Below are 23,669 nucleotides of genomic sequence, written 5' to 3' on the forward strand. Positions count from 1 at the left end.
ATGTTCGATACCGAGTTCCTGGACATTCCAGCACTGACGGGTGCCGGTGGCAGCGTGCAACTGCCCGGCTCCAAAAGCATCTCCAACCGGGTCCTGCTGCTCGCCGCGCTGAGCGAAGGCCGCACCAAGGTGCATGACCTGCTCGCTTCCGACGACACGGCCGTGATGCTGGCCGCCCTGCGCCAGCTCGGCTGCACGGTGGTGCAAAGCGGCAACAGCGCCGTCATCGAAGGCCTGGGCGGCCAGCTGGCGCAAAGCCAGGCCAGGCTTTATCTCGGCAACGCCGGCACCGCCATGCGGCCGCTGACGGCGGCGCTGGCGCTGCTGGGTGGCGACTTTGAACTGGCGGGCGTGCCACGCATGCACGAGCGTCCGATTGGCGACCTCGTCGACGCACTGCGGGGCCTGGGTTGCGCCATCGACTACCTGGGCGAAGAGGGTTTTCCGCCGCTGCGCATCCGCACCGGGCGGCTGAAGCTCGATGCCCCGATCCGCGTGCGCGGCGATGTCTCCAGCCAGTTCCTGACCGCCCTGCTGCTGGCCCTGCCCCTTGTCGCCACGCGGGATATTTCCATCGATGTCGTCGGCGAGCTGATCTCCCGTCCGTATATCGAAATCACGCTGAACCTGCTGGCGCGCTTTGGCATCACCGTCCAGCGCGAGGGCTGGCAGCGTTTCACTATTCCGGGTGGCAGCCGCTACCGCTCGCCCGGCGAGATCCATGTCGAAGGGGACGCCTCGTCTGCTAGCTATTTCATAGCGCTTGGCGCAATAGCAGCGCCGACTGAAGGCCAAAATGGCATAGAGATTCAGGGCGTGGGCGCGGACTCCATCCAGGGCGATATCCGCTTTGTGGAAGCAGCGCAGATGATGGGCGCCCGCATCGACAGCTCGCCCAACACCTTGCGCATTTCGCGCGGCGCCTGGCCGCTCAAGGCCATCACCCTGGACTGCAACCACATCCCCGACGCGGCCATGACGCTGGCCGTGATGGCGCTGTATGCCGACGGCACCACCATGCTGAGAAACATCGCCAGCTGGCGCGTCAAGGAAACCGACCGCATCGCCGCGATGGCCTGTGAGTTGCGCGAGCTGGGCGCCAACGTGGAGGAAGGTGCCGATTACATCCGCATCACGCCGCCGATCCGGTGGCAAACGGCCGCCATCCACACCTACGACGATCACCGCGTGGCCATGTGTTTTTCGCTGGCGGCCTTCAACCCGGCAGGCCTGCCGGTGCGCATCCTGGACCCGAAATGTGTCGCCAAGACCTTTCCGGACTACTTCGAAGCCCTGTTTTCGGTGTCGGTGACCGAGCGCCGGCTGATTCCGGTGATCTGCGTGGACGGCCCCACCGCGTCGGGCAAAGGCACGCTGGCCGCCCTGGTGGCGCATCGCCTCGGCTACCGCTATCTCGACTCGGGCGCCCTGTACCGCCTGACGGCCTTTGCCGCCGGCCGTGCCGGCGTGGCACTCGATGACGAAGCCGGCGTCGCTGCCGTTGCGCGCACCCTGCCGGTGCGTTTTCAGGGCGATCAGGTCTTCCTCGGCCAGGAAAACGTCTCGGACGCCATCCGCAGCGAAGCCGCCGGCATGGCCGCCTCCCGGGTGTCGGTGCATCCTGGCGTGCGCGACGCCCTGACCGAGTTGCAGCGGGGCTTTCGTCAGCTGCCAGGGCTGGTGGCCGACGGGCGGGACATGGGCACCGTGATCTTTCCTGACGCCACGCTGAAAATCTTCCTGACGGCGAGTGCCCGGCACCGGGCGGAACGGCGCCATAAGCAATTGATTTCAAAGGGAATTCCGGCTACAATCAAAGCGATTGAGCAGGATTTGGAGGCAAGGGACGCGCGTGACATGTCACGGCAATCCGCCCCTTTGAAGCCCGCTGATGATGCCAGGCCACTGGACAACTCCGAGCTGTCGATTGAAGAATCGGTAGCCCGGGTGCTGGACTGGTGGCAAGGCAGCCGGCCCTTCTGACACTCAACGCACGCCAGTGCACGGTCAGCGGGATCATTTAACTTAACCGCGGGTCACCCGCACACAACCGCCGCAGTCAGCTCTAAAAACGATAGCAATGGTGCCGTCGGAAACCTGCTCTGTGGACTAGGAAAATCAATGTCTGAATCTTTTGCCGCCCTCTTTGAAGAATCGCTGAAACGCTCCGAAATGCGTACGGGCGAAGTCATTACCGCCGAGGTAGTGCGTATTGATCACAACCACGTGGTTGTGAATGCCGGACTCAAATCCGAGGCTTATGTCCCCCTCGAAGAATTCAAGAACGACCAGGGCGAACTCGAAGTCCAGGTCGGCGACTTTGTCTCCGTGGCCATCGACTCGGTCGAAAACGGTTACGGCGACACCCTGCTGTCCCGCGACAAGGCCAAGCGCCTGGCTTCGTGGATGAGCCTGGAAAAAGCCCTGGAATCGGGCGAATTCGTCACTGGCCAGACCAGCGGCAAGGTCAAGGGCGGCCTGACCGTCCTGGTCAACGGCATCCGTGCTTTCCTGCCCGGCTCGCTGATCGACACCCGCCCCGTCAAGGACTTGTCTCCGTACGAGAACAAGACCATGGAATTCAAGGTCATCAAGCTCGACCGCAAGCGCAACAACGTCGTGCTGTCACGTCGTGCGGTGGTCGAAGCCTCGATGGGCGAAGAACGCGCCAAGCTGATGGAAACCCTGAAGGAAGGCTCTGCCGTCAAGGGCATCGTCAAGAACATCACCGAATACGGTGCCTTCGTTGACCTGGGCGGCATCGACGGCCTGCTGCACATCACCGACATGGCATGGCGCCGCGTGCGTCACCCGAGCGAAGTGGTGACGGCTGGCCAGGAAATCGTGGCCAAGATCCTGAAGTTCGACACCGAGAAAAACCGTGTCTCCCTGGGTCTGAAGCAGATGGGCGACGACCCATGGATGGGCGTGAACCGCCGCTACCCGCAAAGCACCCGCCTGTTCGGCAAGATCACCAACATTGCCGACTACGGCGCGTTTGTGGAACTCGAGCCTGGCATCGAAGGCCTGGTCCACGTGTCCGAAATGGACTGGACCAACAAGAACGTGGCCCCGAGCAAGCTCGTCAACCTCGGCGACGAAGTTGAAGTCATGGTTCTGGAAATCGACGAAGACAAGCGCCGCATCAGCCTGGGCATGAAGCAGTGCAAGGCCAACCCCTGGCAAGAGTTCGCGCAGGACACCAAGCGCGGCGACCGCGTCAAGGGCCCGATCAAGTCGATCACCGACTTCGGCGTCTTTGTGGGCCTGGCTGCCGGCATCGACGGCCTCGTGCATCTGTCCGACCTCTCGTGGAATGAACCCGGCGAAGCCGCCGTTCGCAACTACAAAAAGGGCCAGGAAGTCGAAGCCATCGTGCTGGCCGTTGACGTGGACCGCGAGCGTATCTCCCTGGGCATCAAGCAGCTCGATTCCGACCCGTTCACCACCTTCGTGTCGATCAACGACAAGGGTGCAGTTGTGACCGGCAAGGTCAAGACGGTTGACGCCAAGGGCGCCGAGATCGATCTGGGTGAAGACATCATCGGTTACCTGCGCGCCAGCGAAATCAGCCGTGACCGCGTTGAAGACGCGCGCAACGTGCTCAAGGAAGGCGACGAAGTCTCCGCAGTGGTGGTGAACGTGGATCGCAAGACCCGCAACATCCAGCTGTCGGTCAAAGCCAAGGACAACGTTGACCAGCAGGAAGCCATGGCGACCCTGAGCCAGCAGTCCTCGCGCGAAAGCGCCGGCCTGACCAACCTGGGCGCCCTGCTGCGCGCCAAGCTGGACAACAACGAGAAGTAAACCGGACTTCCGAGACATGGCGTGCCCGCTCCCCGGAACGGCACGCCATTTCTCTGTCCCCTGATTTTTATGACCCGAAGCGATCTTGTCGAGGAACTGGCTGCACGTTTCAGCCAGCTGACCCACCGCGATGCCGAATATGCCGTCAAGACAATTCTTGACGCCATGAGCGATGCGCTGGTGCGTGGGCACCGCATAGAGATTCGTGGTTTTGGCAGTTTTTCGATCAACCGCCGACCGCCGCGCATGGGCCGTAACCCGCGCTCCGGCGAAAGCGTGGCGATCCCGGAAAAGCGTGTTCCCCATTTCAAGCCGGGCAAGGCCCTGCGCGAAGCGGTGGATACCCGGACCGAAGAAATGCTGGCACCTCCTGTCAAATAGCAGCGTCCCGCCTGGTGCTGGCTACAATTGCCGGACCACAAGGGGACCTGCAGTGAAATACCTCATGTGGCTGCTCAAGGCAGCCATTTTTTTTACGCTTTTTGCGTTCGCGCTGAACAACCAGCAAGCCGTTTCCGTGTATTTCTTTTTCGGCACGCTCTGGCAGGCGCCCCTGGTGCTGGTCGTGCTGGTCACCTTTGCCTGCGGGCTGGCCACCGGCATCCTGATGATGATGCCGCGTTGGTGGAAAAAGCGCAGAAACGTGCGGGCCAGCCAGCAGAGCCAGCTCGGCGAGCACCCCTCCACCATGCACCATGGACTTTGATTTCACCTGGGTTCTGCTCGGGTTTCCGGTTGCCTTCACCCTGGGCTGGCTGGCGTCACGGCTGGACCTGAGACAACTCCGGATCGAAAACCGGCAGGCGCCCAAGGCCTACTTCCGCGGCCTCAATTTCCTGCTCAACGAGCAGCAGGACCAGGCGATTGACGCCTTCATCGAAGCCGTCCAGAACGACCCCGACACCTCCGAGCTGCATTTCGCGCTGGGCAACCTGTTTCGCCGCCGTGGCGAGTACGAACGGGCCGTTCGAGTCCATGAGCACCTGATGTCGCGCGGTGACCTGACCCAGACCGAGCGCGACCGGGCGCAGCACGCGCTGGCGCTTGATTTTCTCAAGGCCGGACTGCTGGACCGCGCGGAGGTGGCGCTGCGAAAGCTCGAAGGCACGACTTACGAGGAAGAAGCCCGGCTGGCCCGGCTGTCGATTTACGAGCGCTCGCGCGACTGGGCCCATGCCACGGAAATCGCCGGCAAGCTTGACAGCGCCAGCCATGGCAGCTTCAGCGGCCGTCAGGCTCACTACCTGTGTGAGCAGGCCCAGGCTGCCTTCGCGTCCGGCGACACGGCGCAGGCGCTGGACACGCTGCAACAGGCGGTCAAGCTGGCACCGGCTTCACCGCGCCCGCTGATCGACCTGGCCAAACTGCAAAACCAGCTGGGCCGGCACCAGGATGCTTTCGAGACCCTGCTCAAACTTGAAAAAACCGCGCCGCAGGCCTTGCCACTGGCGGCAGGACTGCTGAGCAACCTTGCGCAGCAAGGCGGCCAGCAACAAAAGGCCGTTGACCTGCTGCAGGCCAGTTATGCGAACACGCCATCCATTGACGTGGTTGAAGCCATCATCAAGATCGATACCCAACCCGGCGAACCACGCGACCGCTATGTGCAGCACCTGGAGCGCGAGGCCTCGCTGGTAGCTGCCGCCAAATGGCTTGCAGGTGAAAAGTTCGGCGACGATCATCAACGCGTCCTGGTTCAGCGTGCGCTGGACAAAGCCACCAAACCCCTGATGCGTTACCGCTGCGCCGCCTGCGGGTTTGAGGCGACCCAGCATTTCTGGCACTGCCCCGGCTGCCAGGCCTGGGACAGCTATCCGGCCCGCCGGATCGAAGAGTTATGAACACCCCCGTCGGATGCTCACTTCGTGTAGCACCTTCCCCCCTTGCAGGGGGCGACACCTGCGGCCTGGCAGAGCCGATGTCTAAGTACACCCCCGTGGCTTCGCTTCGCTGCGCCCTCCCCCTTGCAGGGGGCGACACCAGCGGCCCGGCAAAGCCGGTTCCACGGTGCCCGCTAGTGTAAGAATCCATACCCATGACAACACATACAACTCTGTCCCGCGAACAGCTTGCCCAGGCGCGTGTGCTGGTGGTCGGTGACGCCATGCTGGACCGCTACTGGTACGGGGCGGTGGACCGCATCTCGCCTGAAGCGCCTGTTCCCGTGGTGCGGGTCACGCGCCAGGAAGAACGCATGGGCGGCGCGGCCAACGTGGCCTACAACATCGTGACCGTGGGCGCGCGCGCCTCGCTGCTCAGTGTGGTCGGCGACGACGAAGCCAGCCATCAGCTCGAGGCCCTGGTGGCCGGCTCGGGCATCACACCCTGCTTCGGCCGCGACCCGCAGCTCAAGACCACGGTCAAGCTGCGCGTGATCGGCCGCCAGCAGCAGCTGCTCCGCCTGGATTTCGAAAACACGCCCGAAAACGAGGTGCTGGCCTCGCAGTCAGCCGAGTTCCAGAAACTGCTGCCGGCGCATGACACGGTTCTGTTCTCCGATTACGGCAAAGGCGGGCTGGCGCACATCGGCCTGATGATTGCGCAGGCCCGCGCCGCCGGCAAGGTGGTGCTGGTGGACCCCAAGGGCTCGGACTACTCACGCTACCAGAACGCCACGGCGATCACACCGAACCGCGCAGAACTCGAGCAGGTCATCGGCCCCTGGCAGGATGAAGCCGATCTGCAGCACAAGGTGCAGAACCTGCGCGAGCAGCTCCAGCTGCAGGCCGTGCTGCTGACACGCAGTGAAGAAGGCATGACACTGTTTGATGCCCAGGGCCAGCTGCATGTGCCAGCGCTGGCGCGCGAAGTTTTCGACGTCACCGGAGCCGGCGACACCGTGATCGGCACCCTGGCCGCCATGGCCGCCGCCGGCCTGAGCCTGCGCGAAGCCGTCCCGGTGGCCAACCGCGCCGGCGGCATCGTGGTCGGCAAATTCGGCACCGCGACGGTCAGCTACGGCGAGCTGTTTGCCGCGCCCTGAAAGACAAGGAACAAGCATGAAAATCGTGGTTACCGGCGCAGCGGGGTTTATCGGCGCCAACCTCATCAAGGGGCTGAACGCTCGCGGCATCGACAACATCATTGCCGTCGATGACCTGACCGACGGCGACAAGTTCCGCAACCTGGCCGACCTGCAGATCGCCGACTACATCGACGCCGACGATTTCTACGAGCTGTTTGCCGAATCCGCCTTTGGCAATGTCGAGGCGGTTTTCCACGAGGGCGCCTGCAGCGACACCATGGAGCCCGACGGCAAGTACATGATGGACAACAACTACGCGCTGTCCTGCGACCTGTTTGCGGCCTGCCAGGAGCAACGCACCCGGCTGCTCTATGCCTCCTCGGCCGCAACCTATGGCGGTTCAAGCACCTTCCGCGAGTCGCCCGAGTTCGAAAAACCGCTCAATGTCTACGGCTACTCCAAGCTGCTCTTCGACCAGCGGCTGCGGCGCGAACTGGGGGCCGACTTTTCCGGCACGGCCACCCAGGTCGCGGGCTTTCGCTATTTCAATGTGTACGGCCCGCGCGAACAGCACAAGGGGCGCATGGCCAGCGTCGCCTTTCACCAGTTCAACCAGTTCCGCGCCGAAGGCAAGGTCAAGCTGTTCGGCGAGTACGGCGGTTATGGCCGGGGCGGGCAGATGCGCGACTTCGTCTTCATCGACGACGTCGTGGCCGTCAATCTCTGGTTTTTTGACAACCCCGGGAAGTCCGGCCTTTTCAACCTCGGCACCGGCCGCGCACAGCCCTTCAACGATGTGGCGCTCGCCGTCGTCAACACCCTGCGCCAGCAACAGGGCGATGCGCCGCTGACCCTGGAAGAAGCGGCCCACGGCAGCCTGATCGACTACATCGACTTCCCGCCCGCGCTGGTCGGCAAGTACCAGAGTTACACCCAGGCCGACCTGACGACCCTGCGCTCGGCCGGCTGTCAGCATGCCTTTGCCGATGTGCAGACCGGTGTGGCGGCCTACATGCGTGCCTTGACCGAGGGCGAAGCCGCCAAAGCCTGAACTGCCTGCGACCGGATCGCCGTCAGCGCGGGTATCCCGGTGCGCTGGCGTCTGCCGTCGAAGCGCCATCGGCCTGCGGCTCGGGGAAACGGTAATACAGGGTGTTGAGGTAATGCGCCACGTCGGTCACGTCCTCCTCGCGCCAGCCCAGCCCCGAGGTGTTCTGCCAGCGCTCGACTTCGGCCTTGAGGCTGGCCCAGTTGCTGGCCGCCTTCCTGTCGCGCCAATGAAGCTGGCTGTTATGGCAGCCAATGCAATGGGTCGAATACAACAGTTCGCCGCGCAGGGCGTCGGTTTTTGTCCGGGCAGACACAGGCCCGGCAAGGCCCCAGAGAACGACCACAAGAAAAACAAGCCACTTCTCAACCATCATGGGGTTCTCCTCATGCGCTCTGCTCGAATTCCCGGTCCCTGGCGCCGATCACTCCGGCGGCCAGATCGGCCAGTTCCCGCGTCAGCAGCTCCAGGATGTCCTCCATCGTGACAACGCCCGTCAGCCGGCCCGCCTCATCGACGATGACCAGCCGGCGCAGCCGGTGCCTGCGCATCAGTGCCACCGCGTCCATCGCATCCATCTCCGGGGTCACCTGGACAAGCTCAACGGACATGACGTCGCCAGCGGTGAAGACCTCGGGGTCCAGCCCTTCGGCCATCAGGGCGAGCACGAGGTCCCTGTCGGTCAGGATCCCGACTGGCCGGCTCTTTTCCGCCGCATCAACGACAACGAGCGCGCCAACATGGTGCTTGCGCATCAGCTGGGCGGCCACCAAGGCCGAAGTCTCGGGCTCGACCACAGCCACCACAACGGTTGCAAAGTCTTTCAAACGAGTGGTCATTTTCAGCTCCTTTGGGCTGCCTGGAGGCTTCTTTGTGGCGATACTGCAGCTTATGCCTTTCCCGGCGCCGGCATCGTTGATCCAGCGCAAATACCCGGGCCGGTCAACCCGGCTGCCGCAACAGCCGTTAAATGCGGGACATCCTGGTTCACGGGAGGGATCACCCGCTTCAACCATCCATTTTGAGGAGCTTCCTGATGTTCAAGAAACTGCTGGCCTTCGTGGCCACCATGTATGTTGCCATGGCCTTTGCCGCCGTCGACGTCAACACCGCCACAACGGCCGAACTCGACAGCATCAAGGGCATCGGCCCCGTGAAATCCGCCCTGATCATGGCCGAGCGCAAGAAGGCGCCGTTCAAGGACTGGAATGACTTTGTGACCCGCGTCAAGGGCGTGGGCACCGACAGCGCCGCCAAGTTTTCCGCCGATGGCCTGACCGTCAACGGCACCAGCTACAAGGCCGGCGGCAAAGCCGGGGTCAAGGCTGATGTGAAGGCCGACAAGCCGGTGACTGAAAAAGCCAAGGATGCCGCGGTTGCCACCAAGGACGCCGTCAAAGGCGCGGCCATGGCCACCAAGGATGCGGCCAAGGAAACCGCCAAGGACGTCAAGGCCGCCGTGACCCCCAAAGCCGACACCAAAGCCGAAGTCAAGGCCGACGTGAAGGCGGGCGCCAAGACCGAGCCTGCCAAAAAGTAAGCGCCCCGCGCTTGGAAAACAACCCGCCCTGCGCGGGTTTTTTCATGCCTTTTTGGCCATCAGCCCTTATTCCAGAAGCGCAAACAGCTATCGAAAACAGAGCAATTCAGGACATGTTGCAGGTCATGATGGTGCCGCGTACCGGGCCACAAAGCCGCGGTCAATGCGGTCCTTCAGCTGCCATACCCAGCGCCCTTCCACGTGCAGACCGCCCCATGCGGCAATCGCGTAACGTCCGCCGCAGGAAATCAGGTTCAGCGTGCGCGCGGGCGGCGTGTAAGGCCGCAGCGCCTGCCCCTGCCAGGCAGCGCGCAGGTTGGCCAGCAGGGGTGGCCCGGCATGCACGGCGTAAACGCCGCTGCGTGGATGCGGCGCATCGATGCGGCTGGCCACATCGCCGGCGGCAAACACATAGGGGTGACTGGTGCTTTGCTGAAAGCGGTTGACGGCCACAAATCCGGCTTCGTCCAGTGCCAGCCCGCTGCCGGCCAGCCAGCCCGGCGCTTGGGCGCCGACGGCCAGCAAGGGGGCGTCGCAGGCCAGGCGCGCGCCGCCGGCCAGCCGGATTTCTCCGGGCGACATGCCCACGCAGGCAGCGGGCAGCACCGTGATCTGCAGGCGCCGCAGGGCCTGCACCACCCGGCGCTGCACACCGGCCGGGTAGTTCCAGGCCGGTGGCGGGCCCCCGGTCACCAGGCTGACGCGGCTGCCCGGCGGGTAATCGGCGCCGCCCAGCGCATGGGCGGCGGCCATGGCCAGCTCCAGCCCCGCCGCGCCCGCCCCCACCACCGCCAGATGAATCGGCCGGCTGCGGCCCAGCGCTGCCACCTGCGGCCACAGCTGGGCGAAGGCTTCGATGGGGCGCACAAACAGGGCGTGTTCGCGCGCGCCGGGCATGCCCGCCTCGATGTTTTCGCGGTCCATCACCGGACCGGTGTTGATGCTCAGCCAGTCCCAGGCCACCGTCTCCCCGTCGGCCAGTCTCACGGTTTTCGCCTCGGCATCAAGGGCGACGCCACTGCCCTGAACGTAACGTGCACCGCAGCCCGCCAACAGCCCGTCCAGCGGGATGACACACTGATCGAGCGCGTAATGCCCGGCCACAAAACCCGGCACCATGCCGGAATACAGCTGGCGCGGGTAAGGGGCGATCACGGTGATGTTGAGGTCCGCCGGCCGGTTTTGCGCCAGGCCGTGCAGCACATGCACATGGGCATGGCCAGCGCCCAGCAGCACCAGGTGTTTCAGGCCCGGGCGCGCCTTCGAAGTAACAGTCATGGGGACAGTGTGACATCCCCGACATGGCCCAGGCTGCGGCCGCCGGTGTTGTCGGCATCGGCGCCCACCAGCACGGCCTGCAGCGGAGGCACCGCATCGCTTTCCTCGCCAAAGGCGCGCCGGAAATCAGCGCCCAGGTCGCGCGAATGGGCGACCCACTGGCCCAGGCGCTGCTCGCCGCTGTCCAGCACGATGAAACGCACGCGCGCGCTGTAGGCATTGGGCAGCAAGGTCCCTGGCGCCAGGGTGGCATCCCAGACGTAACACAGGGTGGCCGAGGGCAGTTTCTCGCCGCTGGCGACACGCGCCAGGCGCAACAGGTTGCGCTCGAACAGTCCGAGCATGTCCAGCGGCATGTCAAACAGCGCACACACCTTGAGCGCGCTGTCGTCGCCCTCGCGGCGGCGCAGGTCGCCCCCGCGCAGCGCTTCGTCCAGCCGCCAGCGCCAGCGCAGCCGCAGCCCCGCCTCGGGCACCAGCGCAGGCAGGTCGTGCACCAGGTTGCCATAGGACTTGACCGCTTCAACCCGCAACACCTTGCGCCCATCCATCTCGACCAGGGCATAACGGGTCAGCGGGATCTTGCCGCCCGGCACGCCCACCACCCGCCAGGGCGGCGGGGGTTGCGCTCCGGTGGCCGATGAAAACGCCGCGAGGGCCGGGCCGGGCGTCTGCGCCTGAGCCAGGGGCAGCAGCAGTCCGGCGAGCAATACCGCCAGCCAGTGCGTCATGTCAACCCCGCTTCCAATCATGGTAGCGGCGCACCCATTCAAGCAGGCGCTTGGGCTGGTGCGCCCGCTTCCATTCGCCGGCCGCAAACTTGTTGGCCTCGGCCAGCGTCGGGTAGGTGTGGATGGTGGAGAGGATCTTGTTCAACCCCAGGCCGTGCCGCATCGCCAGCACATATTCCGCCAGCAGGTCGCCCGCGTGCGTGCCGACGATCGTCACACCCAGAATCGTGTCCTTGCCCGGCACCGTCAGTACCTTGACAAAACCGCGCGCCTCGCCATCGGCAATGGCCCGGTCCAGATCGTCCATGCCGTAACGGGTCACTTCAAACGGGATGTTTTTCTCCCGCGCCTCCTGTTCGTTCAGGCCGACACGCGCCACCTCCGGGTCGATGAAGGTGGTCCAGGGAATCACCGAATAATCAGCCTTGAACAGCCTGAACTCGCCAAACAGTGCATTGACTGCCGCGTACCAGGCCTGGTGCGCCGCCACATGGGTGAGCTGGTAGGGTCCGGCCACGTCACCCGCCGCGTAGATGTTGGGGTAGATGGTCTGCAGGTAGTCGTTGGTCTCCACCGTGCGTTGCACCGGGATGCCGAGTTCTTCCAACCCGTAACCTTCCAGCCTCGCGACCCGCCCAACGGCGCAGATCAGCTGATCAAACTCAAGGCGCTGTTCACTGCCGCCGTGTTCGACGACAAGCGTTTTCACACCGCCCGATGTTTCGCAGCGCAAGGCCTTGTGGCCAGTCAGCACCGACACGCCATCGGCGGCCAGCGCCTGGCGCGCCAGCTCCGACACCTCTACATCTTCACGCAACATCAGGCGCGGCGCCATCTCGACCTGCGTGACCTGCGAACCCAGCCGGGCCAAGGCCTGCGCCAGCTCACAGCCGATCGGCCCGCCGCCGAGGATCACCAGGCGCCGGGGCACTTCGTCGAGCTGCGCAAAAGCCTCCCACAAGGTGTCGCTGGTCACGTAGCCCGCCTCTTCCAGCCCAGGCAAGGGCGGTACCAGCGGCCGGGCACCGGCTGCGATCACGATGCTGCGTGTCGTCAGGGTCTGGGTACCGCCCTCGTTGAGGGTGATTTCCACCGTCCAGGGGTTGACGATGCGCGCATGACCCTGCAGCACCTCCACCCCCAGGCCGGTGTAACGCTCGATGCTGTCATGCGGTTCAACGGCGCGGATGACCGCCGCGATCCTCTGCATCACCGCCTTGAAACTGAACACCGGCGTGCTGTCGCTCAGGCCATAACTGGCGCCGTGCTGCATCTGGTGTGCAAGTTTCGCGCTGCGGATCAGCGCCTTGGACGGTACACAGCCGTAGTTCAGGCAGTCGCCGCCCATCTTGTGGGCCTCGACCAGCGTCACCTTGGCCTTCACCACCGCGGCAATGTAGGCCGACACCAGACCGCCGGCGCCGGCGCCAATCACGATGAGGTTGCGGTCAAAAGACGCGGGGCGCACACTGGCCCAGCGCGCGTAGACCTTGCGGCGCTTGAGAAACTGCAGCACTTTGTTGACCGCCAGCGGCAAGACGCCGAGCAGCACAAAGGAGCCGATCAGCGCTGGCGAGGCAATCGACTGCAGAGAATCGATTTTTGCGATCTGCGTCCCGGCATTCACATAAACGACGGTGCCGGCCAACATGCCAAGCTGGCTGACCCAGAAGTAGGTCCAGGTCCGGATGCGGGTCAGGCCCATGAGCAGGTTGAGGGCAAAAAACGGCACGACCGGGATCAGCCGCAGCGAAAACAGGTAAAACGCGCCCTCTTTCGCTATGCCCTTGTTGATATCGTCCAGCCGCTTGCCAAAACGCGCCTGGATGCTGTCCCGCAGCAGGTAACGCGCCGCCAGCATGGCCATCGTCGCCCCCAGGGTCGAGGCGAACGACACCACGACGGTCCCGAGTACCAGGCCGAAACCGGCGCCTGCCGCCAGCGTCATGATGACGGCGCCCGGCAACGACAAGCCGGTGACGGCGACGTAAACCGCAAAAAAAACCAGCGTCACCCACACCGGTTTCTGATCGAACACCGCCTGGAAAGACGACTGGCTGTCCTTGAGGAAGGCCAGGCTCAAAAATCGCCCCAGATCCAGCGCAAAAAAGGCGCCTATGCCCGCCAGCAGCAGCGCGGCGATAAAAAGTTTGCGTGAATTCAAGGCCATCCTCTAGGTTGTTCTGTGGATTCAGTCGGACGACGACGCCGATTCTTACCAAAACAGGCGTGGGCGGTGTAAGAAATCCCGCGCGGCAGCGACCAAGCGGGCAGAAGGCCTTAACGCCGGGCTAACACCGCTGGCTGCAAAACTCGCTCAAAATCGAAAGATGAGGCGAATGGTCTTGGGCCGGCGCCCGCAAGCAGTCTAAATCAACAAGGAACCCGCAAGCATGACCCAGGCACTGGTAGGCATCATCGGAGGCAGCGGCCTCTACCAGATGGACGCGCTCGAGAACGCGCAGGAGCATGTGATGGACACGCCCTTCGGCGCGCCCTCCGATGTGCTGGTCACCGGCAGTGTCCACGGCGTTCCCGCCGTGTTTCTGGCCCGCCACGCGCGCGGCCACCGCCTGCTGCCTTTCGAGGTGCCTTACCGCGCCAACATCCACGCCATGAAGCAGCTCGGCGTGCGCTACATCGTCTCGGTATCGGCCGTGGGTTCGCTGCGCGAGGATTTCAAACCGCTGGACATGGTGCTGCCCGACCAGTTCATCGACCTGACCAAGCGCCGCGACAGCACTTTCTTCGGCCAGGGTGCGGTCGCCCATGTGTCCATGGCGCAGCCGGTCTGTCCCGCCACTGCCGGTCTGCTGGCGCGTGCGGTACGCAGCATGCTGGCTGCCGATACGTCGGGCCACGGCGTGGACCTGCACGAAGGCGGCACCTATGTGTGTATCGAGGGCCCGCAGTTTTCCAGCCTGGCCGAATCGCACTGGTACCGCAGCATGGGCGCCGGCGTGATCGGCATGACCAACATGCCGGAAGCCAAACTCGCCCGCGAGGCGCAGATCGCCTACACCACGCTGGCGATGGTGACCGACTTCGATTGCTGGCACCCGCGCGAGGCCCAGGTCAATGCCAACATGGCGCTGGCGAACCTGCTCAAAAATGCCGGCCGTGCCCAGCAGGTGGTGGCCGAGGTGATACGCCTGCTGGGCGCCGAACAACCGGCCAGCCAGGCCCACACCGCCTTGCACAACGCGCTGGTCACCCAGCCCGACACCATGGCCCCCGAGGTGCGCGCACGGCTGGCCGCGCTCCTGCCCTGAACCCCACCGGACCCCAGTTATGCACGACACCCTTCCCCTGCTGAAAAAAACGCCTTTTCCAGCCCTGCGCCGCGCGCAGCTCGACACCCTGCAAGTCAACCTCGGCTACCGATGCAACCAGAGCTGCGTGCACTGCCATGTCAACGCCGGCCCGAACCGCACCGAAATGATGGACGCCGACACCCTGGCGCTGATCCCGCAGGTGCTGGCCGCACGCGGCCTGGGCACGCTGGACCTGACCGGCGGCGCCCCTGAACTGCATGCGGGCTTTCGCGACCTGGTGCGCGCCGCCCGGGCGCAGGGTGTGCGCGTGATCGACCGCTGCAACCTGACCATCCTGTTCGAGCCCGGGCAGGAAGGTCTGGCCGAATTCCTGGCAGAACAAGGCGTGGACATCGTGGCGTCCATGCCCTGCTACTCGGCCGCCAATGTCGACAAGCAGCGCGGTGAAGGCGTGTTCGACCTCAGCATTGCGGCCCTGCAAAAACTCAACCAGCTCGGTTACGGCCAGCCGGGATCCGGCCTGCTGCTCAACCTGGTCTACAACCCGCAGGGCCCCTCGCTGCCGCCCGACCAGCAGGCGCTGCAGGCCGACTACAAGCGCGAGCTGCTGGCGCATTTCGGCATTGTCTTCAACGAGCTGTACGCGCTGACCAACATGCCTATCCAGCGTTTCGGCTCGACCCTGGTGTCCAAAGGCACGTTTGACAGCTACATGGACCTGCTCAAGGGCAGCTTCCAGCAGCACAACCTGGCCGGCGTGATGTGCCGCAACACGGTCAGCGTGGACTGGCAGGGCTGGCTGTCGGACTGCGACTTCAACCAGCAGCTCGGCCTGCCGCTGGGCACCTCGGGCCTGCAGCGCCATCTGCGTGATCTGCTCAGCAGCGGGATCGACGGGCAGCCCATCCGCGTGGCAGGCCACTGTTATGGCTGCACCGCCGGCCAGGGCAGCAGTTGCGGCGGCGCGCTGGAACACTGAGTACAGCATGGCTGCGGCGCGCCTGTCCGTGGTTTTGCCGGTGCTCAACGAAGCCGGCGGCCTGGGCGCGGCCCTGCAGGCGCTGGCGCCGCTGGGGGCACGCGGTGCAGAGCTCATCGTGGCCGACGGCGGCAGCAGCGACCACAGCGCCGCGCTGGCGCTGGCTGGCGGCGCGTATCTCGTCAACGCGCCGCGCGGCCGGGCGCTGCAGATGAACGCGGGCGCGGCGCAGGCTACGGGTGAGGTGTTGATGTTCCTGCATGCGGACACCCGCTTGCCCGCTGACGCCGACGCGCTGATCAGCGAAGCGCTGGCCGGCGGCTCGCAGGTCTGGGGCCGTTTTGACGTGTCCATCACCGGTCGTCCCCGCATGCTCAGGCTGATTGCCGCCTTGATGAACCTGCGCTCGCGCCGGACCGGCATCGCCACCGGCGACCAGGCGCTGTTCATGACCCGCGCGGCCTTCGAGGCCGTGGGCGGCTTCCCGCCCCAGCCGCTGATGGAAGACATCGAAATGTCCCGGCGGCTGCTCACACTGTCGCGTCCGGCCTGCCTGAGGGCCAAAGTGCAGACCTCGGGCCGGCGCTGGGAAAGCCGCGGTGTCTGGCGCACCGTGCTGCTGATGTGGCGGCTGCGGTTTGCCTACTGGCGCGGCGCGGCGCCCGAGCGCCTGGCCGAGTTGTACCGTTGAGCACGCCATGACCTGCCTGGTGATTTTTGCCAAGGCACCGCAACCCGGCGCCGTCAAGACCCGGCTGATTCCCGCGCTGGGGGCGGACGGCGCGGCGGCGCTGGCGCGCGCCATGCTGGACCACACGCTGCAACAGGCGCTGGCGGCCGGCCTGGACGCGGTCGAGCTGTGTTTGAGCCCGGCGCCCGGCGACACGGCCTGGCACGGCGTGACGCTGCCTGCGGGCGTGGTCTGCACCGCACAGGGCGAGGGTGACCTCGGTGAACGCATGGACCGTGCGCTGCAACGCGCCCTCGCCCTGCACACCGGCCCGGTGCTGCTGATCGGCACCGACTGCCCGGCACTGGGCAGCGCGCACCTGCGCGAGGCGGCCCGGCAGCTGGTACACCACGACGCCGTGCTGCTGCCCGTGGCCGACGGCGGTTATGTGCTGATCGGCCTGCAGGCACCCTGCCCCGCGATCTTCACGAACATGGCATGGAGCACCCCGGCGGTCGCCGCCGAAACGCTGCACCGCCTGGCCGCGCTGGGCCTGCGCGTGTGGCAGGGGCCCATGCTGCACGACATTGACGAAGCAGCCGATCTGGCCCACTTGCCGTCCGGCTTCACAAACCCGAAATATCAGGCCAAATCGGCCTCCAGCCCAATCAGAACAAGCGCCAGCAGCTCCTGATTCAATAGCAAATCACTTCCCGAAAATTGCCCCATGAACAACGATAACGACCAAAACACCTACGACATCGTCACCGATTATTACGGCCGCCAGCTGCAGGGCACGACCGACCTCAAAACCAGCGCCTGCTGCGACATCAGTGCCATGCCCGAATGGCTCAAGCCGCTGCTCGCGCGCATCCATCCCGAGGTGCTGTCGCGTTACTACGGCTGCGGCCTGGTCTGCCCGCCGCTGCTTGAAGGCTGCCGCGTGCTGGACCTCGGCTGCGGCTCGGGCCGCGATGTGTATGCGCTTGCCCAGCTGGTCGGGCCCACCGGTTCGGTGGTTGGCGTGGACATGACCGATGAACAGCTGGCCGTGGCACGTGCGCACCAGGCCCACCATGCCGGGCTGTTCGGTTACGACAACGTGACGTTTCTGCACGGCTACATCGAGCGGCTGGACGAACTCGGCCTGGAAGCCGGCAGCTTCGACGTGATCGTTTCCAACTGCGTGGTCAACCTCTCGCCCGACAAGGACGCGGTGCTCGCCGGTGTGCAGCGCCTGCTCAAGCCCGGTGGCGAGTTCTACTTTTCCGATGTGTATGCCGATCGCCGCGTGCCGATCGCGGTGAAAAACGACCCGGTGCTGTATGGCGAATGCCTGGGCGGCGCACTGTACTGGAAAGACTTCGAACGCCTGGCGCAAGGCCACGGTTTTGCCGACCCTCGCCTGGTGGAAGACCGGCCGCTGGACATCACCGACCCGCAACTCGCTGCGCGCACCGGTAACCTGCGCTTTTATTCGGCCACCTGGCGGCTCTTCAAGCTGGCCGCGCTGGAGTCGGCCTGCGAGGACTATGGCCAGGCGGTGATTTACCAGGGCAGCATTCCCGGCCACCCCGGCCGCTTTGTGCTCGACAAACACCACGACATCCAGACCGGCAAGGTGTTCCCGGTCTGCGGCAACACCTGGCGCATGCTGCAGGACACGCGCCTGGCACCGCATTTCAGCTTCATCGGCAACTTCGACACGCACTACGGCATTTTTGAAGGCTGCGGCACCAGCCTGCCGTTTGACGGCGCGCCGGGCAGCAGCGCCGGCGTTTGCGGGCCGGCCGGCTGCTGCTGATTAACTTCAAGCCACCGGGTACCTGCTGATCGCCATCGTCCTGACTCCGACCTTGGCAACGACAGGCCTGCAGCCGACCTGCCCGAGGTGTTAGCCCCCTCGGGGAGCACTCCGGCAGCCGCAGGGGCCTGGGCCACAGGCCTTTGCTGCTGCAAAGCAGACCCGCCGCTTCAGCCCATACGCGATATTCAGCTATTATTTATGTAGCATTTGTCGCCGCAAAGCGCCGACCACCTCCACCACCGAAGGACTCCATTGACCTCTGAACTGCCCCTCGAAGTGCTTCCACGCGACCTGTCGGCCTACCGGGCGGGCAACACCGGCGTCGACTACGTTCACCGCTTCGCCTCGGGCCGGCCCGGCCCGCATCTGCTGGTCAATGCGCTGACCCACGGCAACGAGATCTGCGGCATGGTCGCGGCCACGCATCTGCTGGATGCCGGCATCCGGCCGCTGATCGGCACGCTCACCGTCAGCTTTGCGCATGTCGAAGCCTACAACGCCTTCAACCCCGACCAGCCCTTCGACAACCGCCAGGTGGTTCACAACCTCAACCGCGTCTGGTCGGACGAGTGGCTGGACGGCCCGGAAGACAGCCCCGAGCTGCGCCGCGCACGCGAGTTGCGACCGGTGATTACCGCGGCCGACCACATCCTGGACATCCACTCGACCTCGCAGGCCGTGGAGCCCTTCTGGGTCTACCCCGCCTTCGAACGCAACGCAGCCGTCGCGCAAGCCATAGGCCGGCCGGCCGTCCACCTGGTGATGCCCAACGGCCTGGGCTCAGGCACACCCCTGATCCAGCACGGCCGGCATGGCCAGCAGGACGGCACCGCCGGCGCAGCGCTGGTGGTGGAATGCGGCCAGCACTTCGCCCGAAGCTCGGCCGATCTGGCGACCCAGGTGACACTGGACTTCCTGGCCCACTTTGGCCTGATCGAACGCACCGCCGCGCCGTCCGCCCTGCCCGCGCAACGCCGCTTTGAGCTGCTGCAAACCCGCATGGTGCAGACCAGCGAGTTCCGCTTCGTCAAGCCGCTGCTCGGTTTTGAGACCTTCCAGAAGGGCGAGCTGATCGCCACCGACGGCAGCGCTGAAGAAGTGCGTTCACCGTGCGACGGCTGCACCGTGTTCATGCCGACCCGGGAGCCGATTGTCGGGCGCGAAGCGGTGTATTTGACGCGGGCGATTTGACTTTGAGGGGGTCGGCCAACCGGTGAAAAAATCCCGCACCCGACAACGCCACGTCAGGCGGCCAAAACCGCCCGGAGAACGAGCGCAGATTCCACGAACGAGGAGCCCCGCCTTACACCAGCGCAACCAGGTCCGTGACCCCCACATCCACGCCGGCCTGCATCAGCAGCGTGGTCGCCTGTCCGCGGTGATGCGTCTGGTGGTTGAAAAAATGGGTCATCGCCTGCCAGGCGGGGTGTACGCGCGCCACACCCTTGGTGTTGCTGTAGGTCATGGTGAACTGCGGGTAGGCCTCGGGCATGTCCGCCACCCAGGCCTCCATCGCAACGTCAAGCTGCTCGCGCTTGGCGCGCAAGGCGGACCAGTCGTCAAACAGCACGGTGCCCAACTGGCTGCCCGGCGGCAGGTCCAGCACGGACTCGCTCAGGCTGGCCAACGGGGCGCCGTGGTCCAGACCGCACTGCGCAAAACGCCGCAGCCAGATCTGGTCGGCCACCACGAGGTGGTTCAGCGTGTGGTGCAGCGATCCGAAAAAGGCGCCGCGATCCCGTTTGCGCTCTTCGTCGCTGAGCGACTCACAGGCCGCATACAGGCGCTGGTTCATCCAGCGGTTGTATTTCGCCAGAAAGCGGTAGTTGTCGGAGAATGCCGCACTCATGCCAAACGCTCCTGAATTGATAGCTGCTTTCGCCCGCAGGAAAAGGTCTGCAAGCGATTTTTACCACATATCAGGAGATGCAGCACCGCCTCACGGCTTGCCAAAGCCGCCACCGCCCGGCGTGTGGATCTCAAAGATGTCACCCGGCAACATCTCGGCCTGGCCGATGTGGTCCAGCGCCTCGATCTGTCCGCCGGCGCGCACCACCACGTTGCGCCCAACCTGACCCGGCTCACCCCCGGCCATGCCAAACGCGCCGTGTTTGCGGCCGTTCGACAAAATGCTCGCAGTCATGGCTTCCAGGAAACGCACACGCCGCACACCGCCGTTGCCACCTGTCCAGCGCCCGGCGCCGCCCGAACCGTGGCGGATTTCGTAACTCTCCAGCCGCACCGGGAAGCGGAACTCCAGCACCTCAGGGTCGGTCAGGCGCGAATTGGTCATGTGCGTCTGCACGACGCTGGTGCCGTCGAAGCCCTCGCCTGCACCGCTGCCACCCGAGATGGTTTCGTAATACTGGTGCCGTTCGTTGCCGAAGGTGAAGTTGTTCATGGTGCACTGGCTGGCCGCCATCACGCCGAGTGCGCCATACAGCGCATTGGTGATGCAGGTGGAGGTCTCCACGTTGCCCGCCACCACCGAGGCCGGCGAGTTGGGGTTCAGCATGGAGCCGGCCGGGATGATGACCTTGAGCGGCTTCAGGCAACCCGCGTTGAGCGGGATGTCGTCGTCCACCAGCGTGCGAAACACGTAAAGCACCGCCGCCATGCACACCGCCGTGGGCGCGTTGAAGTTGTTGCTCTGCTGGGGCGAGGTGCCGGTGAAATCGATCTCGGCGCTGCGGCTTGCCGTGTCCACCCGGATCGCCACCTGGATCTGCGCGCCATTGTCCAGCGGCAGCGTGAAGGCGCCGTCCCTGAGCTGGGTGATCACGCGGCGCACCGACTCCTCGGCGTTGTCCTGCACGTGACGCATGTAGGCCAGCACCACCTCCAGACTGAAGGTATCGACCATCTTGCGCAACTCCTGCACGCCTTTTTCATTGGCGGCGATCTGCGCCTTCAGGTCGGCCATGTTCTGCTGCCGGTTGCGGCTCGGGTATTGGCCGCTTTTCAGCAGTGCCACCATCTCGGCCTCGCGCAGCACGCCGCGTTCGACCAGCTTGACGTTGTTGATCTGCACGCCCTCCTCCTCGATACGCGTCGAAAACGGCGGCATGGAGCCTGGCGTGGTGCCGCCGATGTCGGCATGGTGACCGCGCGAACCCACATAAAAGGTCGGCAGCTCTGCGCCGCCCAGGTAGACCGGCGTGATCACCGTGATGTCGGGCAGGTGCGTGCCGCCGTGGTAGGGGTCGTTGAGCACATAGACATCGCCCGGCTGCATTTTTCCGGCGTTCTCACGGATCACCGTCTTGATGCTTTCACCCATGGAACCCAGGTGCACCGGCATGTGCGGTGCATTGGCAATCAGGTTGCCTTCGGTGTCGAACAGCGCGCAGCTGAAGTCCAGCCGCTCCTTGATGTTGACCGAATAGGCGGTGTTCTGCAGCTGCAGGCCCATCTGCTCGGCAATGTTCATGAAGAGGTTGTTGAACACCTCCAGCAGCACCGGGTCCACCGTGGTTCCCGCGGCAAACTGGATGGCGCGCTCGGCGCGCCGGTCCAGCACCAGGTGGTCCAGTGCCGTCAGCGCGGCCTCCCAGCCGGGCTCGACCACCGTGGTGGCGTTTTTCTCGGCAATGATGGCGGGGCCGGAAATGATGTCGCCGGGCTGCAGGTCTTCCCGCACCACCAGGGCCGCATCGTGCCACTGGCCGCCCGAATACATGCGCACGGTTTCGCGGCGCGGTACTTCGCGCGGCTCGTGGGTGGCGTGGCGCGGCTCCACCGGCGCATCGCCGGCAACCACCGCCTCGACCGACACGGCTTCCACCACCAGGCCCTTGCCCTGCATCAGGAAGGCAAACCGCTGCCGGTAGGCGGCTTCGAAGCCGGCCTCGATCTCGTCCAGCGTGCCGAAGGGAACCACCAGCGCCGAGTCGCTGCCCTCGTAACGCACATGCACGCGGCGGTGCATGGTGATGGTGCCCGTGCTGACCTGCTGGCGCTGCAGTTCGGCCTGCGCCGTGGCAGCCAGTGCGTCGAGCTTGTCGGCCACCTCCTGCAGGGCCGCCGGCGACAGCTTGAGCTCGACCGCCTGCTCGCGGATCACGTTCTGGTCGGCCAGGCCCATGCCGTAGGCGCTGAGCACCCCGGCCAGCGGGTGCACAAACACCCGGGTCATGCCCAGCGCATCGGCCACCAGGCAGGCGTGCTGCCCGCCGGCGCCGCCGAAACACTGCAAGGTGTAACGGGTCACGTCGTAGCCGCGCGCCACCGAGATTTTCTTGATGGCATTGGCCATCTGCTGCACCGCGATGTTGATGAAACCTTCGGCCACCACCTCGGCGCTGCGCCCGGTCTGGCCGGCCAGTTCGTTGAACTGCGTCTGCACCGCCTCATAGCTCAGCGGCTCGTCGGCGTTCGGGCCGAACACCTTGGGAAAATAACGCGGCTGCACCTTGCCGACCATCACATTGGCGTCGGTCACGGCGAGGCGGCCGCCACGGCGGTAACTCGCCGGTCCCGGGTTGGCGCCGGCGCTTTGCGGCCCGACGCGGAAGCGTTCACCGTCAAACTTGAGGATGGAGCCGCCGCCGGCCGCCACCGTGTGGATGCTCATCATGGGCGCGCGCATGCGCACGCCGGCCACCTGGGTTTCGAACTCCCGCTCGAACTCGCCGGCGTAATGCGACACGTCGGTGGAGGTGCCGCCCATGTCGAACCCGATCACCTTGGCGTGGCCGGCAATCGCCGCGGTGCGCGCCATGCCGACAATGCCGCCGGCCGGCCCGCTCAGGATCGCGTCCTTGCCCTGGAACACATGGGCATCGGTCAGGCCGCCCGACGACTGCATGAAAAACAGCTTGACCCCGGGCATCTCGCCGGCGACCTGCTCCACATAACGGCGCAGGATGGGCGAGAGGTAGGCATCGACCACGGTGGTGTCGCCGCGGCTGACGAACTTCATCATCGGGCTGGTTTCGTGCGAGGTGCTGACCTGCGTGAAACCGACCTCGCGTGCAATGCGGCCGGCAGCCTTTTCATGGTCGGTATAGCGGTAGCCATGCATGAAAACAATGGAAACACTGCGCAGCCCTTGCTGGTATTGCGCAAGCAGCTCCCTTTTTAATAGTGCCTCGTCGAGCGCCTGCAGTACCTCGCCCTGGGCACCGACGCGTTCCTCGGCTTCCACCACGGCGCTGTAGAGCAGCTCGGGCAGCACGATGTGGCGGTCGAACAGCCGCGGGCGGTTCTGGTAGGCAATGCGCAGCGCGTCGCGAAAGCCGCGTGTCGTCACCAGCAGCGTCGGTTCGCCCTTGCGTTCGAGCAGCGCGTTGGTGGCCACGGTGGTGCCCATCTTCACGCAGTCGACCACGTCGGCGCGGATCGGCTCCCCCGCCTTCAGGCCCAGCAGGTGGCGGATGCCGGCAACGGCGGCATCCCGGTACTGCTCGGGGTTCTCGGACAGCAGCTTGTGCGTCACCAGCGAACCGTCGGGCTTCTTGGCCACGATGTCGGTGAATGTGCCGCCACGGTCGATCCAGAACTGCCAGCGCTTGTCTGTCCTGACTGAAGCGGGCGATGCGGTCTGTGCTGAGGATTGTTTCGAAGTCAT

At 65.1% G+C, this 23,669-nt stretch carries 21 protein-coding genes; 14 read left to right on the top strand and 7 right to left on the bottom strand.

The features are described from left to right. From PSV26_RS14440 to rfaD, 7 genes are all read left to right on the top strand, one after another. A complete protein-coding gene (locus PSV26_RS14440; protein WP_300571663.1) occupies nt 1-1,983 on the top strand; it encodes a bifunctional 3-phosphoshikimate 1-carboxyvinyltransferase/cytidylate kinase in 1,983 nt (660 codons plus the stop codon). A gap of 138 nt (nt 1,984-2,121) precedes the next feature. After that, nucleotides 2,122-3,807 (top strand): 30S ribosomal protein S1, encoded by a 1,686-nt coding sequence (gene rpsA, locus PSV26_RS14445; protein ID WP_300516432.1) that lies wholly within the window; start codon nt 2,122-2,124, stop codon nt 3,805-3,807. Nucleotides 3,808-3,876: 69 nt separating this feature from the next. Further along, entirely contained in the window at nt 3,877-4,188 is a 312-nt protein-coding gene (locus tag PSV26_RS14450; RefSeq protein WP_096664686.1) for an integration host factor subunit beta, read from the top strand. Between the two features lie 52 nt (nt 4,189-4,240). After that, nucleotides 4,241-4,513: a lipopolysaccharide assembly LapA domain-containing protein gene (locus PSV26_RS14455; protein WP_300516437.1), complete on the top strand. Its 273-nt coding sequence runs from the start codon at nt 4,241-4,243 to the stop codon at nt 4,511-4,513. Beyond that, nucleotides 4,503-5,648, top strand: a complete 1,146-nt coding sequence (lapB, locus tag PSV26_RS14460; protein WP_300571665.1) for a lipopolysaccharide assembly protein LapB — start codon at nt 4,503-4,505, stop codon at nt 5,646-5,648. Before PSV26_RS14455 ends, lapB begins: the two co-directional genes overlap by 11 nt. Nucleotides 5,649-5,842: 194 nt before the next feature. Next, nucleotides 5,843-6,790 carry a D-glycero-beta-D-manno-heptose-7-phosphate kinase gene (rfaE1, locus tag PSV26_RS14465; protein WP_300571667.1) on the top strand — a complete coding sequence of 316 codons (948 nt, stop codon included), beginning with the start codon at nt 5,843-5,845 and terminating at the stop codon, nt 6,788-6,790. Between the two features lie 16 nt (nt 6,791-6,806). Next, nucleotides 6,807-7,823, top strand: coding sequence for an ADP-glyceromanno-heptose 6-epimerase (rfaD, locus tag PSV26_RS14470; RefSeq protein ID WP_300571669.1), 1,017 nt, complete (start codon nt 6,807-6,809; stop codon nt 7,821-7,823). A 22-nt stretch (nt 7,824-7,845) separates the two neighbouring features. On the opposite strand, the gene PSV26_RS14475 is transcribed toward rfaD, so the two are convergent. Further along, nucleotides 7,846-8,196: a cytochrome C gene (locus PSV26_RS14475; protein WP_300516448.1), complete on the bottom strand. Its 351-nt coding sequence runs from the start codon at nt 8,194-8,196 to the stop codon at nt 7,846-7,848. 10 nt (nt 8,197-8,206) lie between these two features. Beyond that, entirely contained in the window at nt 8,207-8,659 is a 453-nt protein-coding gene (locus tag PSV26_RS14480) for a CBS domain-containing protein (RefSeq protein ID WP_300571671.1), read from the bottom strand. A gap of 197 nt (nt 8,660-8,856) precedes the next feature. Between PSV26_RS14480 and PSV26_RS14485 the strand changes: the two genes are divergently transcribed. Next, nucleotides 8,857-9,360, top strand: coding sequence for a helix-hairpin-helix domain-containing protein (locus PSV26_RS14485; protein ID WP_300516454.1), 504 nt, complete (start codon nt 8,857-8,859; stop codon nt 9,358-9,360). Nucleotides 9,361-9,483: 123 nt separating this feature from the next. Here the strand turns inward: PSV26_RS14485 and PSV26_RS14490 are convergent, their stop codons facing one another. From PSV26_RS14490 to PSV26_RS14500, 3 genes are read right to left on the bottom strand one after another with little or no spacing between them, the layout of a single operon-like run. Then, entirely contained in the window at nt 9,484-10,638 is a 1,155-nt protein-coding gene (locus PSV26_RS14490; protein ID WP_300571673.1) for an FAD-dependent oxidoreductase, read from the bottom strand. Further along, the gene (locus PSV26_RS14495) at nt 10,635-11,369 is read right to left on the bottom strand and encodes a DUF3047 domain-containing protein (RefSeq protein WP_300571675.1); all 735 of its coding nucleotides are present in this window, start codon (nt 11,367-11,369) and stop codon (nt 10,635-10,637) included. The genes PSV26_RS14490 and PSV26_RS14495 overlap by 4 nt, the downstream gene beginning before the upstream one ends. Nucleotide 11,370: 1 nt before the next feature. Continuing rightward, the gene (locus PSV26_RS14500) at nt 11,371-13,539 is read right to left on the bottom strand and encodes an FAD-dependent oxidoreductase (protein ID WP_300571677.1); all 2,169 of its coding nucleotides are present in this window, start codon (nt 13,537-13,539) and stop codon (nt 11,371-11,373) included. 223 nt (nt 13,540-13,762) lie between these two features. Between PSV26_RS14500 and mtnP the strand changes: the two genes are divergently transcribed. The 6 genes from mtnP to PSV26_RS14530 all read left to right on the top strand — a co-directional run bounded on the left by mtnP (nt 13,763) and on the right by PSV26_RS14530 (nt 19,291). Continuing rightward, complete coding sequence (gene mtnP / locus PSV26_RS14505) at nt 13,763-14,641, top strand: S-methyl-5'-thioadenosine phosphorylase (protein ID WP_300571679.1); 879 nt, start codon at nt 13,763-13,765, stop codon at nt 14,639-14,641. Nucleotides 14,642-14,660: 19 nt separating this feature from the next. After that, nucleotides 14,661-15,623 (top strand): arsenosugar biosynthesis radical SAM (seleno)protein ArsS, encoded by a 963-nt coding sequence (gene arsS, locus PSV26_RS14510; RefSeq protein WP_300571681.1) that lies wholly within the window; start codon nt 14,661-14,663, stop codon nt 15,621-15,623. A 7-nt stretch (nt 15,624-15,630) separates the two neighbouring features. Beyond that, a complete protein-coding gene (locus PSV26_RS14515) occupies nt 15,631-16,314 on the top strand; it encodes a TIGR04283 family arsenosugar biosynthesis glycosyltransferase (protein WP_300571683.1) in 684 nt (227 codons plus the stop codon). A gap of 7 nt (nt 16,315-16,321) precedes the next feature. Continuing rightward, on the top strand, nt 16,322-16,987 hold the full coding sequence (locus PSV26_RS14520; RefSeq protein WP_300516470.1) for a TIGR04282 family arsenosugar biosynthesis glycosyltransferase: 666 nt from the start codon (nt 16,322-16,324) through the stop codon (nt 16,985-16,987). Between the two features lie 33 nt (nt 16,988-17,020). Continuing rightward, the gene (locus PSV26_RS14525; RefSeq protein WP_300571684.1) at nt 17,021-18,097 is read left to right on the top strand and encodes a methyltransferase domain-containing protein; all 1,077 of its coding nucleotides are present in this window, start codon (nt 17,021-17,023) and stop codon (nt 18,095-18,097) included. 255 nt (nt 18,098-18,352) lie between these two features. Further along, on the top strand, nt 18,353-19,291 hold the full coding sequence (locus tag PSV26_RS14530) for a succinylglutamate desuccinylase/aspartoacylase family protein (RefSeq protein WP_300516476.1): 939 nt from the start codon (nt 18,353-18,355) through the stop codon (nt 19,289-19,291). A gap of 112 nt (nt 19,292-19,403) precedes the next feature. Here PSV26_RS14530 and PSV26_RS14535 read toward each other — a convergent pair whose 3' ends face one another. Both PSV26_RS14535 and PSV26_RS14540 read right to left on the bottom strand, forming a co-directional pair. Next, nucleotides 19,404-19,949 carry a DinB family protein gene (locus PSV26_RS14535; RefSeq protein ID WP_300571686.1) on the bottom strand — a complete coding sequence of 182 codons (546 nt, stop codon included), beginning with the start codon at nt 19,947-19,949 and terminating at the stop codon, nt 19,404-19,406. A gap of 90 nt (nt 19,950-20,039) precedes the next feature. Continuing rightward, nucleotides 20,040-23,669, bottom strand: coding sequence for a hydantoinase B/oxoprolinase family protein (locus PSV26_RS14540; protein WP_300571687.1), 3,630 nt, complete (start codon nt 23,667-23,669; stop codon nt 20,040-20,042).

It is taken from the genome of Polaromonas sp. (assembly GCF_029945685.1).
In the GTDB taxonomy this organism is placed as follows: Bacteria; Pseudomonadota; Gammaproteobacteria; order Burkholderiales; family Burkholderiaceae_C; genus Polaromonas.

Bases quoted from the DNA above. Each gene is read 5' to 3' on its own strand.
- PSV26_RS14520 (WP_300516470.1), top strand. From the start codon at position 16,322: ATGACCTGCCTGGTGATTTTTGCCAAGGCACCGCAACCCGGCGCCGTC.
- lapB (WP_300571665.1), top strand. From the start codon at position 4,503: ATGGACTTTGATTTCACCTGGGTTCTGCTCGGGTTTCCGGTTGCCTTC.
- PSV26_RS14480 (WP_300571671.1), bottom strand. From the start codon at position 8,659: ATGACCACTCGTTTGAAAGACTTTGCAACCGTTGTGGTGGCTGTGGTC.
- rfaE1 (WP_300571667.1), top strand. From the start codon at position 5,843: ATGACAACACATACAACTCTGTCCCGCGAACAGCTTGCCCAGGCGCGT.
- PSV26_RS14515 (WP_300571683.1), top strand. From the start codon at position 15,631: ATGGCTGCGGCGCGCCTGTCCGTGGTTTTGCCGGTGCTCAACGAAGCC.
- arsS (WP_300571681.1), top strand. From the start codon at position 14,661: ATGCACGACACCCTTCCCCTGCTGAAAAAAACGCCTTTTCCAGCCCTG.
- PSV26_RS14440 (WP_300571663.1), top strand. From the start codon at position 1: ATGTTCGATACCGAGTTCCTGGACATTCCAGCACTGACGGGTGCCGGT.
- PSV26_RS14495 (WP_300571675.1), bottom strand. From the start codon at position 11,369: ATGACGCACTGGCTGGCGGTATTGCTCGCCGGACTGCTGCTGCCCCTG.
- PSV26_RS14540 (WP_300571687.1), bottom strand. From the start codon at position 23,669: ATGACTTCGAAACAATCCTCAGCACAGACCGCATCGCCCGCTTCAGTC.
- rpsA (WP_300516432.1), top strand. From the start codon at position 2,122: ATGTCTGAATCTTTTGCCGCCCTCTTTGAAGAATCGCTGAAACGCTCC.
- PSV26_RS14525 (WP_300571684.1), top strand. From the start codon at position 17,021: ATGAACAACGATAACGACCAAAACACCTACGACATCGTCACCGATTAT.
- PSV26_RS14490 (WP_300571673.1), bottom strand. From the start codon at position 10,638: ATGACTGTTACTTCGAAGGCGCGCCCGGGCCTGAAACACCTGGTGCTG.
- PSV26_RS14485 (WP_300516454.1), top strand. From the start codon at position 8,857: ATGTTCAAGAAACTGCTGGCCTTCGTGGCCACCATGTATGTTGCCATG.
- PSV26_RS14535 (WP_300571686.1), bottom strand. From the start codon at position 19,949: ATGAGTGCGGCATTCTCCGACAACTACCGCTTTCTGGCGAAATACAAC.
- PSV26_RS14500 (WP_300571677.1), bottom strand. From the start codon at position 13,539: ATGGCCTTGAATTCACGCAAACTTTTTATCGCCGCGCTGCTGCTGGCG.
- rfaD (WP_300571669.1), top strand. From the start codon at position 6,807: ATGAAAATCGTGGTTACCGGCGCAGCGGGGTTTATCGGCGCCAACCTC.
- PSV26_RS14450 (WP_096664686.1), top strand. From the start codon at position 3,877: ATGACCCGAAGCGATCTTGTCGAGGAACTGGCTGCACGTTTCAGCCAG.
- PSV26_RS14475 (WP_300516448.1), bottom strand. From the start codon at position 8,196: ATGATGGTTGAGAAGTGGCTTGTTTTTCTTGTGGTCGTTCTCTGGGGC.
- mtnP (WP_300571679.1), top strand. From the start codon at position 13,763: ATGACCCAGGCACTGGTAGGCATCATCGGAGGCAGCGGCCTCTACCAG.